The following is a 14,766-nucleotide window of genomic DNA, read 5'->3' on the forward strand; positions in this document are numbered from 1 at the left end:
CTCGGTAGTCCCTACCGCGCCAGGAAATGCCAGCCGAGCCAGGCCCACCCCAGTATGGCGACGATCCGCACGGCTCGATAGCCCATCGCATAAGCGACCGTGTCCGCCAAGGAGGCGACCGAGTCGCGGCGCAGCCGCGCGACCACCATCGCACCCAGTACGGCAGCCAGCAGCACAACGAACCCGATAATGATCACCGCACGGTCGCTCATCGCGACACCAGCCACCAGCCGACGCCGAGCCAGACCAGCCAGCCCGCGAAGCGCAGCGGCCCTTGCTCCAACGCCGGATCCAGCAACGTCGACAGGGTCGGATGGTCGGCGCTGGGATGCAGCAAATCCGGTTGACGCACATAGGCATACGCTTCCCACGCGGCGATCGCCAGCAGCAGCGCCGTCCAGAGCGCAATGCCCCGCCGCACTCGGGGCGTGCCAGGTGACCTCGCTCGGGGCGGCCGGATCGCACGCACCGAGACCGCGGCCGCAGCGATCAGCACCAGCAGCGTCGCCGCCGCAGTGAACGGCCGCATGCCCGCGCCGCCCGCGGCCAGCAGCACGCCGCAGGTCAGCAACGCCACGCGCCACCGGGCGGACGGATGCGCCGACTGCCTTGCCACAGTCGCAGAATACGACTGCTCGGTCAGCGGCGAGCCCGTACCGAACAGTCTCGGCGACTCTGCCGAACGCCGGTACGCCTCAGGGTCGGGGTACCGATCGGGGATGACTCCGGTGCGGGTAGGTCCGCCCAAAGGATGACAGCGGAAGCGCCCGCGGGGCGATGTCCCGGACGCGAGAGTCGCGCAGAATCACTGGTGCGGTTCAGGATCGCAAGCATTCTGTAGGGAAACTCTTAGCCCCAACGGCTTTGCTGACGGGTGCGGAGGTGCGGTCGGGCTCGTGCAGGCGACCTGAACCGCCCGCACCGACCGCAACCTCTCGAACTACCTGGTGAAAGGAGAAGGCAGTGCCCGCGACATATCCGAGTTCCGGCACCACGGCAACACCCGATGCGATGCGGGACTACCGCGGCCGCGGGTGGACAGTCGCCGAAACAGCCAATGGCGCTTGCCTGATCACCGACGAGCAGCTCGCGGCGGTCGAGCTCACCGGAGCCCTGGCTGCCGGAGTACGCCGATTCCTCCGAGCGAACAACCTGTCCGGCCCGGTTATCGCCATTCCCGGCACCCAGCGCCGCGAGATCCACCTGGTCCGCGGCCTCGGCAAGGCGGCCATGGCGATCGCGGCGCTGCGCGGCGCGGGTGCGACCGTCCACACCGGTGGCGCGAGCATCCCCCTGCCGCCGACCAGGTTGTCGAACGGCTCGGCCTGCTGGGAGATCTCCCCCAGCGAGTCCCGCTGGATACCACCGGTGGTCGCGATCGCTGCCGCGGTACGCGCTACCGCGCCGACCCGCACTCCGCGCCGCACCGAACTGGCCTGCTGAAACGGCTAGCTACCAGCCGTCATCCAGCCACTCGTACTCGAACCATTCACCGTCCGACCATTCATCGTCGGGCCACTCACTGTCCGACCATTCGCCCTCGGCTTCGTCGTTCTCGGTCCATTCGCCTTCGGTGCCTTCATTGTCGGTGAATTCACCGTCCGAACCGCGGCCCGGATCGGCGGAATTCGGGGGACCATTCTGCTGACATGCGGGCGCTACCGGTCCATTGCTTCCGGTGTCGAGAAAGCCGTCGCTGATCCACTTTCCATTGTCGAGTTTGTTCCACAGGTCGGTGGCACCCCATTTGCCATTGAGCCATTCACCGCGCGCCGTGCAGACGATGGTCAGGACATCACCATTGCGGGCCGCGCCGACGACCGAATTCCGCGTTCCCGGGCCGGATCGCAGGTTGACGTTTCGATTCCGGTCGGGATGTGGACGGACGGTGCCCTTGGCCTGGGTGGGGTTCGGTGGTTTGGGGTTCGTCGTGGTCGGTGGCTTCGGGTCCGTCGGTGGCTTCGGGTCGGTCGGTGGCTTCGGGTCGGTCGGTGGCTTCGGGTCGGTCGGTGGCTTCGGGTCCGTCGGCGGCTTCGGGTCCGTCGGAGTGGGCGGCTTCGGCGGATTCGAGTTGTCACCGCCGCCGTAGTTCATCAGCCTGCCGCCGGCCCGCACCTGCTGACCATTGCGCTCGGCGAAGCCGCCGTAGGCATTCGGTCCCTCGTGAAAAGTCCAGCCGCCGATGGTCACACCGTTGACGGGCACCGGCTGCTTGCCCTTGTAGAGCGACATATGCACGTGCGCGCCGCTGGCGAAGCCGCCGCACGGCAGCTGAGTACTGGCTCGACCCAGGTACGTGCCCGCCGCGATCTCGGTGCCGTCGGCGGCGCCGATGATGTCGGTCATGTGGTAGTAGGTGGTGGTGAAACCGTTGTTGTGGACGAGTTTTACCTCGGCACTGCCGTTGCGGACACATGTCTTGTAGACGTGGCCGGAGGCGGGCGCCACTACCCGGCCGTCGCCGCCGTTGAAGTCCAGTGAGTTGTACGGTCGACTGGAGCCGCTGATACCGTGCGGTCCCCCGCCCATGAACCAGGCCTGGCCCTCTTTCCACGGCAGCGAGAGCGCACTGTTTCCCGAACGTGGTTGTGGGGCGGCGAGTGCCGCCTTCTCGCTGCCGCTGACCACCGATTCCGGTGCGTCACTGACCATGTGACCGAACTCGGGGGTGCCTTCCAGCGCCACCTGCCAGTCCCCGTCATCATCGAGTTTCGCCACGTACAGCGATGATTTCGGCGTCTCCTCGCTCTCGCTGTCCTCCGGGACGGTAGCGGCCCCGAAGACCCATTCACCGTCGCTGCGCATGCGGTCGATCACCGGCGGCTCGTCGGTGGCGGGTTCGATCTGCTGCGTCGCGAGGCTGTCGCTGATCGCGTCGTCCAGGCCGTCGGCGGTGGGTTCGGCGCTGACCGGGCCGATGGTCACCACCATGCCGATAGCGGTCGCGATGACGAGGGTGGTAACTGCACTCGGGAATATCCAACCGCCGCTGCGGCGTGGATTTGTCCATCTCAATGTAAAACAACTCTCTTCGTCGGTCGTGCTGATCGATCGATAGGCCGGAGATGGCCGCCGGGATGTGGGCACAGGCGTACCTCGGCACTCGGAATGAGTTGCTATGACTCCATAATGGAAAGGCGCAGCCCGACTTTCGACCGGTAACGAGTCGGTCTCACTTGCCCGATCGAATTCCCACTTCCCAGCCGAAAGTGTAGGGTAGATTGTCCGCAGCAGGCCGGGAAATTAGCTATTCTATAAACTAGTTAAGCCCGGGATTCAATAATCATTTGTATCGAATATGGCCGCATTGTGCCGAGTCGGGGCGCAAAGGTGACATCGGGAATGCCGCGCGAACCCGCGGCTCAACTCGCACTCCGGGCATCGCCCGGCACCGTGGGCACCGCTTGCCCGTCGGCAAGCGCGCCTCGTCGGCCCCGCCCTACGCGCGACACCGGCCCCGACCCGGTGTCGAGTGCCCCAGGGTGACTCCGCCCAGACGCTCATGTCCGGTGCCGCAATTGGGCGCGTGAGGTCGGTCTAGAACCCGCGCCCGCGTCGAAGATGCATCCGCTCGTAGACGCCGCAGCTGGTCCGGTAACGCGACCGTCGCATCACCGGACCAGCTGTACCTTTGTCTACTCGTTTGGCTTTTCGATCGTGAGGGTCGCGTCTCCCTCGGCCACTTCCTTATCGTCCTCGAAAAGGGACGCGACGGTCTTGACCTTCGAGGCGGTATCCCACCCTCTACCCATGGGGTCGTCGGTGGGCAGCTCGACCTCGACAGTCTGTTCCTTACCGTCACACTTGGCCGCCACGCGATCCTGGCCGCTTATATACTCGTCATCGGCGGACTCGGCGGCGACCACGACCGTGTCGGCTGCGTCTTTCTCGCAGGTGTATTTCACCGTGACAATCAAAGCCCGCCAGCCGGAGGATCCCGATCCCGGGTCAGCAGCCTCGGCGCTGTCCGGTTTGATGGTGGGTGTCGTGGCTGCCGTGGCTTCGGCGGCGGTACTGGCGGTCCAGCAGGCAAGCGCCAGTGCCGCAGCGGCACCTGTGCGGGTCTTCCATGACTTGGACAACATCTGCCTCCCTGTGAGTTCGTGACACGGATGCCGGGCAGCGCCTCGAGGCGCCCCTGAGCACTGCGCTGCTACTGGATTCGATGCTGCTACCGATAAAGATTGGGTCCGGAGCAGTTTCAGCAGCGCGGTCACTGGCCTGCGGCAGTTGAACTTTCAGGATTCGCGGGCTGCGATCGCGGCTTGGATTCGCCGTAGCGTGCGGAGGCCTTTCTTCGCGGCGACGCTCACCATGCCGTCGAAGACCGTTGCGCCCCGGTCGTGGGCCATCAGTCGTTCCAGCGTCGGCACGGCACGATCATCGCCGGTCGAACCGAGCGCGACAGCCGCCCAGTATCGGTGGTCCGGGTCGTCGCTGTCGGCCGCCGCACACAACCTCGGGATGACGTCCGGGGCGAATTCGGCCAGCGCGCTGGCGATATAGCCGATGCGGTAGTACCGGCGGTTCTCGAATTCGTCCCACAGTGCAGCCAGGGCCGCGTCGCCGCCGATCATGCCGAGGGCCTCGGCGGCACGTTCCCGCATTCCCGCGATCGAATCGCGCAGCACGGGCGTGAGCGCCGGGACGACCGATCCGTCGCCGAGCGCGCCCAGCGCGATCACCGCTTGCTCGCGAGCCATCTGCTGTGGGTGGTCCAGCATCGCGACCAGACCGGGAACCGCGTCGCGGAGGCCGAGCGCCGCGCAGCCCATCGCGGCCCATGCCTGGCAGTTGTACCGAGTGTCGGCGAGTGACGCGAGCAGCGGTGCCGTCAAACTGTCGTCCCCGAAAACCGCCGCCCGGTTCAATGCCCGGCTGTATAGAGACCGGTGGTACTCGGGATAGTCGCGAACGAGCGCGCGCAGTGCTTCCTTGGCGGATGTGTCGCCGTCACCAGCGCGCACCAGCAGCAGCCGCAGATTTTCCTCGCGGGTCGCGAGATCACCATCTTTGAGGTATCGCGCATCAGCTGGTTTCACCGCCCAACGGTACCTGGCGACGATCTCGCCCCCCGGCCACGTCCGAGTGGTCAGCGCCGACTGAAAACTGGACAGTGACCGATATACGACGGCCGATACCCGCCAGCGTCGAACAGGGCACCGCTGTTGGATCGTCGGTATGACGGATAGGCCCGCGACGACCGACGCTACGACCACTCCGGCGCCTGGGACTGCCACCGAGTTCGTGGGGCGGTTCGAGGCCTTCTGGGCGAGTCCGGACCCGACCGCGCTCAGCGGGCTGCTCCATCCGGACGCTCATCTCAAACAACCGCTTCGCCCCGACATGTACAGCGCGGCCGCCTATGCCGAGGAGCTCGGTCGGCTGCTTCGGTTGTGCCCCGACCTGGCCGGTCACCTGCTCTGGTGGGCGGAAGTGCACGACGGTGTCGTCATCGAGCACACGCTGTCCGGCACCCTTGCGGGTAAACGATTCGATCTACAGGTGCTGGACCGAATCACCCTGCGTGATGGAAAAGTGGTCGAGCGAATCGCCTACTTCGATCCCAGTCCCCTGGTACTGACGATCGCCACCCGCCCGACCGTCTGGCTGACATACCTGAGAATGAAACTCGGTTCGCGCAACAGCGGTCACGCCCGTACTTGATCGTGGCTGTCGATGAAGTCCAAGAAGCGCGGGATCACCTGATCGGGGTTGGCCCACAGCAGATCGTGGCCGATGCCTGGATAAAGTTCGACCTCGACCGACGGGATGTGGCTGCGCGCGCGAGCTGCTCCGCGCTCGGGATCGCTGACAACCGTCTCGGCGCCGAAGAGCATCAGGCTCGGCGTGGTGATGGCGGCCAGTTGTTCGTCGGCGAACGGCCGGTCCCATGGCACTCCCGAGCGGAACTTCAAGGTCGTCATGGCCATTGCGAATTCTTCATCGGTGAGCTCTAACCCGGGCATCAGCCACTTGTTGAACTTTCGCATGCGCTCAGGGGTCGGCCGCATGCCCGCCTCGAGGAATTTGAACAGCAGCCGCCAACTCGGCTTGGCGAAGGTGGCCCCGCTCGGCTCGAACATGGTCAGACTCGCCAGGCGTTCGGAGTGGTACACCGCGACCACTCCGGCCAGCCAGGCGCCGTAGGAATTTCCGGCCAGGTGTACGCGATCCTCGCCGAGGCCGTCGAGCACCTCGACCATCCACTTCGCGATATCCGCCGCATCGCGCAGCGGCGCGGTCTGCTCGCAGCGCCCGGCCCAGCCGATGACGTCCGGCGTGTACACCACACGGTCGCGGGCCAGATCTTGGATGAGCCGGTGCCACACCAGGCCGTTGCCGCCGATGCCCGGCAGCAGCATGACCGGTGCACCCGCTCCGGCGCCGGATTTGCGCACTCGCGTTGTCCCGAAGGACGTTTCGACATCGACCTCGGTCGACGGCACCGGCCATCGCGCGGCCACGGTGTCGTAGATGCGCAGGAAAGTGGCCTTCGCTTCGGCGTTGGTGAATCGCCCGATCTTCGGCATGAGCAGCCTCCCCTTCACTTGGTTTTTACGATATGAACGTATCACGTAAAGCGGTATGGGCGTATCACGGATGCGATACGCGCGTACCATCTAGACCTCAGGTTCTTCGACAGGAGCGGAAGGCGACAGGTCTCGTGCCACGATTGGTCGACCATGAGGTGCGGCGACGCCAGATCACCGATGCCGTAAGGCGAGTCATCGTCAGCGGCGGCCTGGAAGCCGTGACCTTTCAAACCGTTGCGGCCGAGGCCGGGATCTCGGTTCGGCTCGTGCAGTACTACTTCGGCACCAAGAAGGATTTCCTCCTGGCGACCCACCGATCGGTCATGGCGGATGCCGGTGCCCGATTCATGCAACGGTGGACCGCGCTCGGACCGGACGCCGAGCCCCGCGAGGCCATCCGCGCGGTACTGACCGAACTACTACCGCTCGACGACCAACGCCGAGAGGAGACGGTTGTCCTCGGCGCCTTCGGCTGGGCAGCGATCGCCGGCCAAGGCATCACCGCAGCGGAAACCTTCGCCGCACCAAGAGCTTTGGTCACGATCGTCGCAGACCAACTCCGGCGAGCTCAGCGCCCCGACCTCGCGGATCCGAACGACCCCGAACTCGACGCCGAGCTCATCGCCATGGCGATCGGCGGACTCGCCCAAGGCATGCTCCAGGGGTATCGCACCGCAGCGACGGCGGTCGAACTCGTCGACCATCTCCTGGATCGCGTACTCGGCACGGATACGAGAAGCAACCGAGCGGCCGACACCAACGACAATTGACCATTAGTGGGCAAGTCGTCCAGACGTCTCGTGCCCCCAGGAGGGCGCCATCCAGATCGATATACCGACCTCGGCGCGCAATTTATGAGGCTATTCGCAGGCGACGCCGTCGTTGTCGCGGTCCAACCCTGATCTGTAGCCTGGCTCGCCTCGATGCATTGGTGCAGCACCGGCGGCTCGGGCAGCGGCGCAGTTGGGATAGTACGCATCCGTGGCCGGGGGAGCCGGTGGTGGCGGAACGAACCGGGGAGTGGGCGGTGGTGGCACGAACGGCAGCGGGGTCGGCGAACGGGTCGGCGCCGATGGCACGGGTGGCACTAACGCGGATTCGGGCACCGTGGGAGCGGTAGTCGGTGGCAAGCTCGTCGTTGGCGAAGCTGTCGCTGTCGTGGTCACCGGAGAGGGGGTCGCTGCCCGAGTTGACGTTGTGGAATTGGTCGTGGTCTGGGTTTCCGCGCCATCGGGCGGCTGGTCGGGCGCGATCGAGCCGATGAGGACGAACACGACGAACGACGCCACAAGCAGCCAACCGGCATGCTGACGATTTCGTAAGCGTGCCCAATCCAGATGTCCTCGCACTAAACCGATTACGGCGATGACGACCATCACCAGCCATATCAGTACGAGCACACCTGCCACTGCCGACATCAAATCGCCCTTCGGCTTCCTCGACCGATCGAGACCCTTCGAAGCGGCGGCTCCGGCTGTTTCGTTCGATACCCGCTGTATCGGAATCATTCGCGGTTTGTTTCACCAGCGAATACCGCACAGGCACATCCGACTGAGCGATAGACCTCTACCGGCCAACAACCCCACATCGCTCACGCCGTAGCGTCGATCGGCAACACGTTGCCGCCACGTGGGAATCGCTCGTTCGGGCTGCAAGCGGTGATACGTGGGTAGATAGCTACTCGTGCCCCCAGCGCGGCTCGTACAACATCTACACGCCATTCCCACCGCTGTGAACTGCTGATTTCAGCCGACGCCGAGCTAATTGTCCGACGTCACCGCCGTCGTTCTGGTGACAGTCAGCGATGAACCAGAAGGACCTCCGACAGGTTGACCAGTTAGCGTCGCAGGCTCGGTCCCTGCCGGTCCTGCCTAGTGCAGCCTCCGGAGGCACTGGAGGCACCGGAAGGTTGATCTTGTTGAGATCCTCGCCGGTCCGGGCCGGACTGGCGCAGCTGTCGAGGTCAGTCGTTTCTCGTCCCACTACTGGCGCGAAACACACGTCGAAACCCGCCACCGCAATCGTGGCGTTGCGCGAGTTCCGCGCAACCCAACCCTGCACCTCCCGGTCGTTCAGCGGCTCGATCGAACGCCGGAACGAACAGATCCAGCGCGACCCGAGTCCGAATCCCGCGCGCATCCCGTCCGGTATCGCGGTGTTCCACCGCTCCCCCGGTCCAAGTTGCAGACCGTGAACGCCTCGGCACACCGCCGCCGAAACTTACTGGCCTGGCTGTAAATCCGAAACGGCTGGCCCAGCTGCGACGCCGCCAAAGCCGCACGGCCCGCATCCTTCGGTTTCGCAAGCACCTTCGATGGACGGCTCGGTACCGATCTAGCCTGGCCCGAGGAGGACTCGGAGCAATCGCGCCTGGCTCGACCGTCTGCGTGAACGGTTGAGCCGCACAGTGCTGCCGCAGTCGCGATCGTCGCAATATGGGACCTGACGTCGAACGCTGTCATTGTCCGACACTCTTGGGTTGGTTCACGACAGTAGCTCGGAATGCCAACGGCGTACTTGCCGAAATGCCGCCGCGGCACAACTCCTGCTGCGTCGAACGGAACGCAGTGAACACGGGGAGTACCCGATCAGGCTCCTCGGGCGCCCGGGCAATCCGGTTGCGCTACTGAAGGATTAGGCACATCGACCATCGAACCGGCCGGATGGGCGGAGCGGTTGCGGCCGGCCGCTCGGCGGAGTCCGCCTGCTTGACCGTTCGAGAATTGTCGCACTATTATCGTTCGAGAATAATCGAACGATAGGAGGTTGACGTTGGCTACCGCCCGCTCGTATCAACACCCGGACACCGACGACATCGCGCTTCCGCGCGTGCTGTTCGCGCTCAGCGAGCCCTTGAGGTTGGCGATGGTGCACACCCTGGCTTCGGGGGGTGAGATCGACAGCATCGAGCTGGGGCCCGAGTTGCCGCGTTCGACCCTGACGCATCACACAAGCCTGCTCCGTGAATCCGGGGTGGTGTTCGTGCGCGCCGAGGGGCGTAAGTGCATGATCAGGTTGCGCACAGAGGATCTTGATGCGCGGTTCCCCGGGTTGATCGATACGGTGCTGGCCGGATATGAACCGGACAGTGACGCTGCTGCCGCAGCGGAGGACGCGCAGTGATCCGGAAGGTTTGGCCGCTGGTGGTTGCGGCTGTTTCCCTGGGCATTGATGCCTATGTGCTCGCCGGCGTTCTGCCGGGCATCGCCGATTCACTTGCAACGACGGTGGCTGCCATCGGGCTGGGCGTAACCGCGTTCACCGGCGCGTACGCGCTGGCAGGTCCACTGCTATCGAGCATTGTTGTTCGCAGGTCGACACGAAACGCTCTGCTCCTCTCGCTGGGGGCATTCAACCTCGGCAATCTCGTGACCGCCCTAGCCCCAAATCTCGGAGTCTTCCTCGGCTCCCGCGTTATCACGGGCGCCGGTGCCGGGGTGCTGACCGCGGTCGCCACCGCCACGGCGGGAGCGATGGTCGCAGACCATGAGCGGGGTCGCGCAATGGCGCTGGTGACGTTCGGTCTCTCCACGGGAACCGTCGCCGGGGTACCGATCGGGATGCTGGTCGGCGAACATCTAGGGTGGCGCTGGACCATGATGCTGGTCGTGGTCATCGGTCTATTGAGCATGCTCGCGATTGGCACACGCTCGCAAGCGCTGCCGCAGCTCCCACGGACCGATGAGGTTACCCATGTGGCGCTGATCAGGGTGCCACACGTCGCGCTTGGTGTCGTGCTATCCCTATTGCTCGGTTTAGGCAGCCTTGGCTTGTACACCTACCTGCTGCCCATGGCCGCAGATCATGGCATGGCCGACTGGGGTTTTGCGTTCGTGTGGGCATGGGGTATCGGTGGTGTGGTCGGATCGGCCTTCATCGGCAAACCGATCGACGCCCTCGGACCGCGACGACTTCTCCCCGTTATCCCGGCGCTCCTTCTGGCTTCGTTCATTATTCTTTGGGTCACCACATCCCCCTTCGCATGGCTTGTCGCCACTGCCTTGTGGGGCGCGTGTGGCTGGGCGAGTGTTCCTGTACTGCAACAGGCACTGACGAGAGAGCGCACAAACCAGGCGATGCCAATTGTCGCGTTTCAGATGGCCGCAATGTATCTCGGTTCAGCCATCGGCTCTGCCCTCGGCAGCGGCCTGCTTGCGACCGGCGTCGATGCGGGCGAATTACCCGCGTGGGCGGCCCTGATCGGCGTGCTCGCGTTGATGCTCGCTGTCGTCGTCTCTCGTTTGACATCGAGTGGAGTTCCTGTCGTGAGCGAGGAGGGCGAGAAAGCACAAGGAAAGCAGGGCGAAGCGTGGCAGATGTCGTGTTCGGGGATAGGTGGCGAAGGTCGGGTGTAGTTGGCGAGTGAGTGGCGAAGTTCGGGTAGATCTGGCGAGAGCGCTAAAGGCGACCACCGAACAGCGCGAACGAGCTCACCGCTGGTGCAGATAGGGCTTGAACTCCTGGAGCAGACTCGGGCGCCGCCCGGTACCATGGTTGACGAGCAATTCCTCGACGCCGGAGGCACGGGCGAAACGCCGCACGGTTCCCCGGGCAAGACCGAGCTGGTCGCTAACGGCCCGGATGCTCACACCATCGCTGAGCATTGCGTGGACTGCGGCGTAGCGTTCACGGGTCCGGACAGCCCACTTGTCGGTCCTGTCCGTTGGGAGCTCGATCACCTCGAAAGTCACTGGCGTTTGCTGCTGGCGCACGATCACTGGCTCCACATCGCACTCAGCGACGGCCGTGGTGCCCAAGCAGTCTCGGTGTCGGGCCACGACGCGTTCGACCGCTTCGCCGAGGTTGTGCCAGATGTGCCATCGGTTTGCGACCTTAGAGCATTCGGCGCTCCGGCCGAGATGCCGTCGGCATAGGCGCCAGGCTACTTCGCCCGCAGCGTCCGCACCATCGAAGTCCTCGTCGATCGTGACGCTGTCAGCTCCGGCATGGCCGCAGCCGGTGACCCCTGGCGGTACTACGAGCTCGGGCATGGCTACTGCACATACAGCTTCTTCGAGCAGTGCCCGCATCGGATGGCATGCGCCCGCTGCGACTTCTACGCACCGAAGGAATCCAGCAAATCTCAACTGCTGCAAGCGAAATCGAACCTGCAGCAGATGCTGGTCACCATCGTCTCACCGACGACGAACGCGCCGCCGTCGAGGACGGCCAAGCTGCCTCGATCAACTGCTGCAACGCCTGGCCGACACTGCGACTCCGGCCGGGCCGACACCATGCGAACTCGGCGCCCGGCCCGGCAGAGCCTTGCCACTGTTCATCGAACACTCCACCGAACAATCCGACCGGAAGCAATAACCATGCAACCCACCCTCTACACCGCGAGCAGTTCCGGCCCGGGCCGGGTCAGCATCATGGCCAAGCCGCGCGGCCACGACTGGCTACCGGATGAGATGACCGCATTGCGGGCATTCGGCGTCGACGTCCTGGTCTGCGCACTCACCGCAAACGAACTCCACGACACCGGCCTCGCCGACGAACCCGCCGTCGCCCGCGGCACCGGGCTGGATTTCGTCGCCATACCGATCCCCGACCGCAGGGTCCCCGACCTCCACACGATCCTGCCGACGCTGCAGCGACTGGCCGCAATGCTGCGCGACGGCAAGCACATCGTCACCCACTGCCGATTCGGCATCGGCCGGTCCAGCCTGCTGGCCGCGTCCTTGCTCATCCTCAACGGCACCGACCCCGACACAGCCTGGCACCAACTCCAGCAGGCCCGAGAACTCCCCATTCCCGACACCGCCGAACAGCGAGCCTGGACGAACTCACTGACCAAACATCGTCCAGCTTGACCTTTTCAGATTCCACAGAAACATCAAAATGATCAAGAGGCAGATGTTCGGCAGGGCTGGGCTTCCACTGCTACGCAAACGCGTGCTTATCACAGCCGGGCAACGATGACGCCCGACTTGCAGTGCTGCGACACAACACCTTTCGTCACAAAAAGTGAGCCAGATCCGAATCACGACACCGTTGATCGGTGAATCTCGACACCACCCCTGGGTTGAAAGGTGTTGGTATCCGAACGAGCAAAGCTCATCATGTACCGATGCACATCATCGACCAGCAATTCCAGGGTGTTCCGGACACCTCGATGCCGGACGATCGTCTAGAGGTAGTTTGGCGCCACTACGAGGCTGCGAAGGGGGAGCTCCTAGGCAGGCCGCCGACCCAAGTCGAGCGCAAAGACGTGCATGACTGGCTTCGAGGTACTGACTGCCCTCCGATGTTCATAACCAAGCCCGCGCACCTAGAAACTCCCGTGTCGCTGAGCCTTCAGGAGAAGGCTTCACGCCTTGCTCAGCATTGGTGTACGGCTTGCGAGCCAGTGATGGATCTCCATGGAGCTGTCGAGACGTACGTATCATTTCCGATCCAGATTGGTCCGTGGTCGGCGCAAAGTGACTACAAGCGGAACGCAGTGATCAAGGCCGCAGTTACTGCCGAGCTGAGTAAGCGCGACGACGTGGTGTGGGACAACCCTGATCTACCCACCGTGGTATCGGGGTCGCCGATCGTCGTATGACGAACTGGCCGCCGGTAAACACCGTTATCGGCGGCAGCAACGCTGATGTCACGCGGGCGGCGGTGGGAACCCTTCCGGCCACCGCGTGGTCTCGTCGTATTTCACATTAGCGGTCGAGGCTGCGTCGATCAGCTGCGCGCCGGACAGGTCCGCGCCGGACAGGTCCGCGTCGATCAAATTCGCGCGCTCCAGGTACGCGCGGATCAGGTTCGCGCGGATCAGGTTCGCGCTGGTCAATTTCGCATCGGTCAGGTTCGCGTCGATCAAGTTCGAGCCGGACAGATTGGCGTCGGTCAGATCCGCTTCCTCTAGGTCCGCGCCGGTCAGATCTGCGCCGGACAGATTGGCGTCGGTCAGATCCGCTTCAATCAGGTTCGCGTTGATCAGGTTCGCGTGAATCAGGTTCGCGCCGGTCAAGTTCGCGTTAGTCAGGTCCGCGCCCGTCAGGTTCGCGAAGGCCAGGTCCACACCGAGCAGGTGGGCCCTGGTTAGGTCGAGTGTGGCGAGATCGTTGTTGCGGAAGGTGCAGTTCGGCAGCGATGCCTGATGCAGGCTGATGACGGTGGTAGCCCAGGATTTCGGATGCCCGGAGGGTCGGCGGCGACGTTCGATCAGGATCGCGGCGATGGTTTGCCGGATCTCACGTTCGGACAGATCCGGCTTCTCCGGATCGTCACCAACGGGAAACGGCACACGTAGGTACCACTGGAGCAGGTTGATGCAGACCTGGCGTTCGTCGTCCTCGCCGAAGGCATGCCAGTCGTCGGCGAGCGCGGTCAGCGCGTAGACGCCCGCCTGCCGGATTGCGGCGGATTTGTCGGCGATTTGGGTGGCGATGGCGGTGTAGCGGTCACGCAGGGCTGATTCCCGTTCGTGGCGGGAGTCGATTCGGTGGTGTGCTTCGGCCTGCGCTCTGGAGCGTTGACCGGTGAGGTAGGCCAGGGTGCCCGCAGCGAGTACGCCTGCGCCGCCCAGCAGCGTCGCGAGCGGTTGGCCGAAGGTGGGCGAGACCCCAGCCAGCACAGCGGCACTGAAGCCTGCTCCGCCAGCACCTGCAATCGCGAGCCCGGTCCAGATTGGTCGGCGGTGCGTTGCGCTCCAACTACGGACCAGATTCCCGGTGGCTGCCTTCTCCCCCTCGGACATGCGAAGACGGTACAGCCGCAGGTGATTGAGTGTCACGACAATCCGGCGGGCCAGACCTGTCGTACCGGCGGTCAGCTTCCGCGCCGGGCGCTTCGCCGCATGCGGGCCCTGATCGGCGACGAGAAACGTGTCTCGGGCGTCGGCCTTCCGCGCCGTGATAAGTGGCCGCCGCAAAACAAATGCGAGGCATTCGTCCCGCCAAACGAAGACCCGGTCCATATTCGCGTCCACCACCTTCCCGAGATGAGCTCCGAAATTCCCGTTTGGAGCTATATCCAACAGCATCAATATGGCAGCCAACGGAGCTATTATGGACATGTCACAGATATACGTGGCACGGAAGCTCTGCGACTGCGCAACGAACTGGCCGACATAACCCGCGACCTTCTTGATTGGGCCGCGCAACAACAAGTCCGATGATCAATTCATTAAGGATGGTAAAGCCGCGTGACCGAGGAGGGGATGTCCATCAACCCGCCAACCCCAGCATTGACACCTCGAACCATATCGCCCTCCTCTGCCACGCCAGCATCGGGT

Annotated in this window: 16 protein-coding genes; 7 read left to right on the forward strand and 9 right to left on the reverse strand. The window is 64.3% G+C overall.

Going from position 1 to position 14,766, the window contains the following annotated elements:
* Nucleotides 1–11: 11 nt before the first annotated feature.
* Nucleotides 12–212, reverse strand: a complete 201-nt coding sequence (locus tag ACFK0J_RS34745; RefSeq protein WP_378733933.1) for a DUF6186 family protein — start codon at nt 210–212, stop codon at nt 12–14.
* Nucleotides 209–616 (reverse strand): hypothetical protein, encoded by a 408-nt coding sequence (locus ACFK0J_RS34750; protein ID WP_378733934.1) that lies wholly within the window; start codon nt 614–616, stop codon nt 209–211. The genes ACFK0J_RS34745 and ACFK0J_RS34750 overlap by 4 nt, the downstream gene beginning before the upstream one ends.
* Before the next feature lie 347 nt (nt 617–963).
* On the opposite strand from ACFK0J_RS34750, the gene ACFK0J_RS34755 reads away from it, so the two are divergent.
* Nucleotides 964–1,443, forward strand: coding sequence for a hypothetical protein (locus ACFK0J_RS34755; protein WP_378733935.1), 480 nt, complete (start codon nt 964–966; stop codon nt 1,441–1,443).
* A 9-nt stretch (nt 1,444–1,452) separates the two neighbouring features.
* On the opposite strand, the gene ACFK0J_RS34760 is transcribed toward ACFK0J_RS34755, so the two are convergent.
* The 3 genes from ACFK0J_RS34760 to ACFK0J_RS34770 all read right to left on the reverse strand — a co-directional run bounded on the left by ACFK0J_RS34760 (nt 1,453) and on the right by ACFK0J_RS34770 (nt 5,042).
* On the reverse strand, nt 1,453–3,087 hold the full coding sequence (locus ACFK0J_RS34760) for a peptidoglycan DD-metalloendopeptidase family protein (RefSeq protein ID WP_378733937.1): 1,635 nt from the start codon (nt 3,085–3,087) through the stop codon (nt 1,453–1,455).
* A 548-nt stretch (nt 3,088–3,635) separates the two neighbouring features.
* Nucleotides 3,636–4,082, reverse strand: coding sequence for a hypothetical protein (locus tag ACFK0J_RS34765; RefSeq protein ID WP_378733938.1), 447 nt, complete (start codon nt 4,080–4,082; stop codon nt 3,636–3,638).
* 156 nt (nt 4,083–4,238) lie between these two features.
* On the reverse strand, nt 4,239–5,042 hold the full coding sequence (locus ACFK0J_RS34770) for a HEAT repeat domain-containing protein (RefSeq protein ID WP_378733939.1): 804 nt from the start codon (nt 5,040–5,042) through the stop codon (nt 4,239–4,241).
* A gap of 139 nt (nt 5,043–5,181) precedes the next feature.
* Between ACFK0J_RS34770 and ACFK0J_RS34775 the strand changes: the two genes are divergently transcribed.
* Nucleotides 5,182–5,667, forward strand: a complete 486-nt coding sequence (locus ACFK0J_RS34775; RefSeq protein ID WP_378733940.1) for a nuclear transport factor 2 family protein — start codon at nt 5,182–5,184, stop codon at nt 5,665–5,667.
* Here ACFK0J_RS34775 and ACFK0J_RS34780 read toward each other — a convergent pair.
* A complete protein-coding gene (locus ACFK0J_RS34780; protein ID WP_378733941.1) occupies nt 5,652–6,533 on the reverse strand; it encodes an alpha/beta fold hydrolase in 882 nt (293 codons plus the stop codon). The genes ACFK0J_RS34775 and ACFK0J_RS34780 overlap by 16 nt on opposite strands.
* Nucleotides 6,534–6,667: 134 nt before the next feature.
* On the opposite strand from ACFK0J_RS34780, the gene ACFK0J_RS34785 reads away from it, so the two are divergent.
* Nucleotides 6,668–7,306, forward strand: coding sequence for a TetR/AcrR family transcriptional regulator (locus ACFK0J_RS34785; protein WP_378733942.1), 639 nt, complete (start codon nt 6,668–6,670; stop codon nt 7,304–7,306).
* 90 nt (nt 7,307–7,396) lie between these two features.
* Here ACFK0J_RS34785 and ACFK0J_RS34790 read toward each other — a convergent pair whose 3' ends face one another.
* Nucleotides 7,397–8,044: an excalibur calcium-binding domain-containing protein gene (locus tag ACFK0J_RS34790; protein ID WP_378733943.1), complete on the reverse strand. Its 648-nt coding sequence runs from the start codon at nt 8,042–8,044 to the stop codon at nt 7,397–7,399.
* 1,258 nt (nt 8,045–9,302) lie between these two features.
* Here ACFK0J_RS34790 and ACFK0J_RS34795 point away from each other — a divergent pair.
* Together ACFK0J_RS34795 and ACFK0J_RS34800 are read left to right on the forward strand one after the other, a co-directional pair.
* Nucleotides 9,303–9,659, forward strand: coding sequence for an ArsR/SmtB family transcription factor (locus tag ACFK0J_RS34795; protein ID WP_378733944.1), 357 nt, complete (start codon nt 9,303–9,305; stop codon nt 9,657–9,659).
* Nucleotides 9,656–10,891, forward strand: coding sequence for an MFS transporter (locus ACFK0J_RS34800; RefSeq protein WP_378733945.1), 1,236 nt, complete (start codon nt 9,656–9,658; stop codon nt 10,889–10,891). The genes ACFK0J_RS34795 and ACFK0J_RS34800 overlap by 4 nt, the downstream gene beginning before the upstream one ends.
* 75 nt (nt 10,892–10,966) lie before the next feature.
* Here ACFK0J_RS34800 and ACFK0J_RS34805 read toward each other — a convergent pair whose 3' ends face one another.
* Nucleotides 10,967–11,527 carry a hypothetical protein gene (locus tag ACFK0J_RS34805; RefSeq protein WP_378733946.1) on the reverse strand — a complete coding sequence of 187 codons (561 nt, stop codon included), beginning with the start codon at nt 11,525–11,527 and terminating at the stop codon, nt 10,967–10,969.
* A 327-nt stretch (nt 11,528–11,854) separates the two neighbouring features.
* On the opposite strand from ACFK0J_RS34805, the gene ACFK0J_RS34810 reads away from it, so the two are divergent.
* Nucleotides 11,855–12,349: a hypothetical protein gene (locus tag ACFK0J_RS34810; protein WP_378733947.1), complete on the forward strand. Its 495-nt coding sequence runs from the start codon at nt 11,855–11,857 to the stop codon at nt 12,347–12,349.
* A gap of 257 nt (nt 12,350–12,606) precedes the next feature.
* Entirely contained in the window at nt 12,607–13,083 is a 477-nt protein-coding gene (locus ACFK0J_RS34815; protein ID WP_378733948.1) for a hypothetical protein, read from the forward strand.
* A 48-nt stretch (nt 13,084–13,131) separates the two neighbouring features.
* Here ACFK0J_RS34815 and ACFK0J_RS34820 read toward each other — a convergent pair whose 3' ends face one another.
* Entirely contained in the window at nt 13,132–14,640 is a 1,509-nt protein-coding gene (locus ACFK0J_RS34820) for a pentapeptide repeat-containing protein (protein ID WP_378733949.1), read from the reverse strand.
* Between the last annotated feature and the right edge of the window lie 126 nt (nt 14,641–14,766).

It is taken from the genome of Nocardia brasiliensis, assembly GCF_042691675.1.
Taxonomy (GTDB): Bacteria; Actinomycetota; Actinomycetes; order Mycobacteriales; family Mycobacteriaceae; genus Nocardia; species Nocardia brasiliensis_D.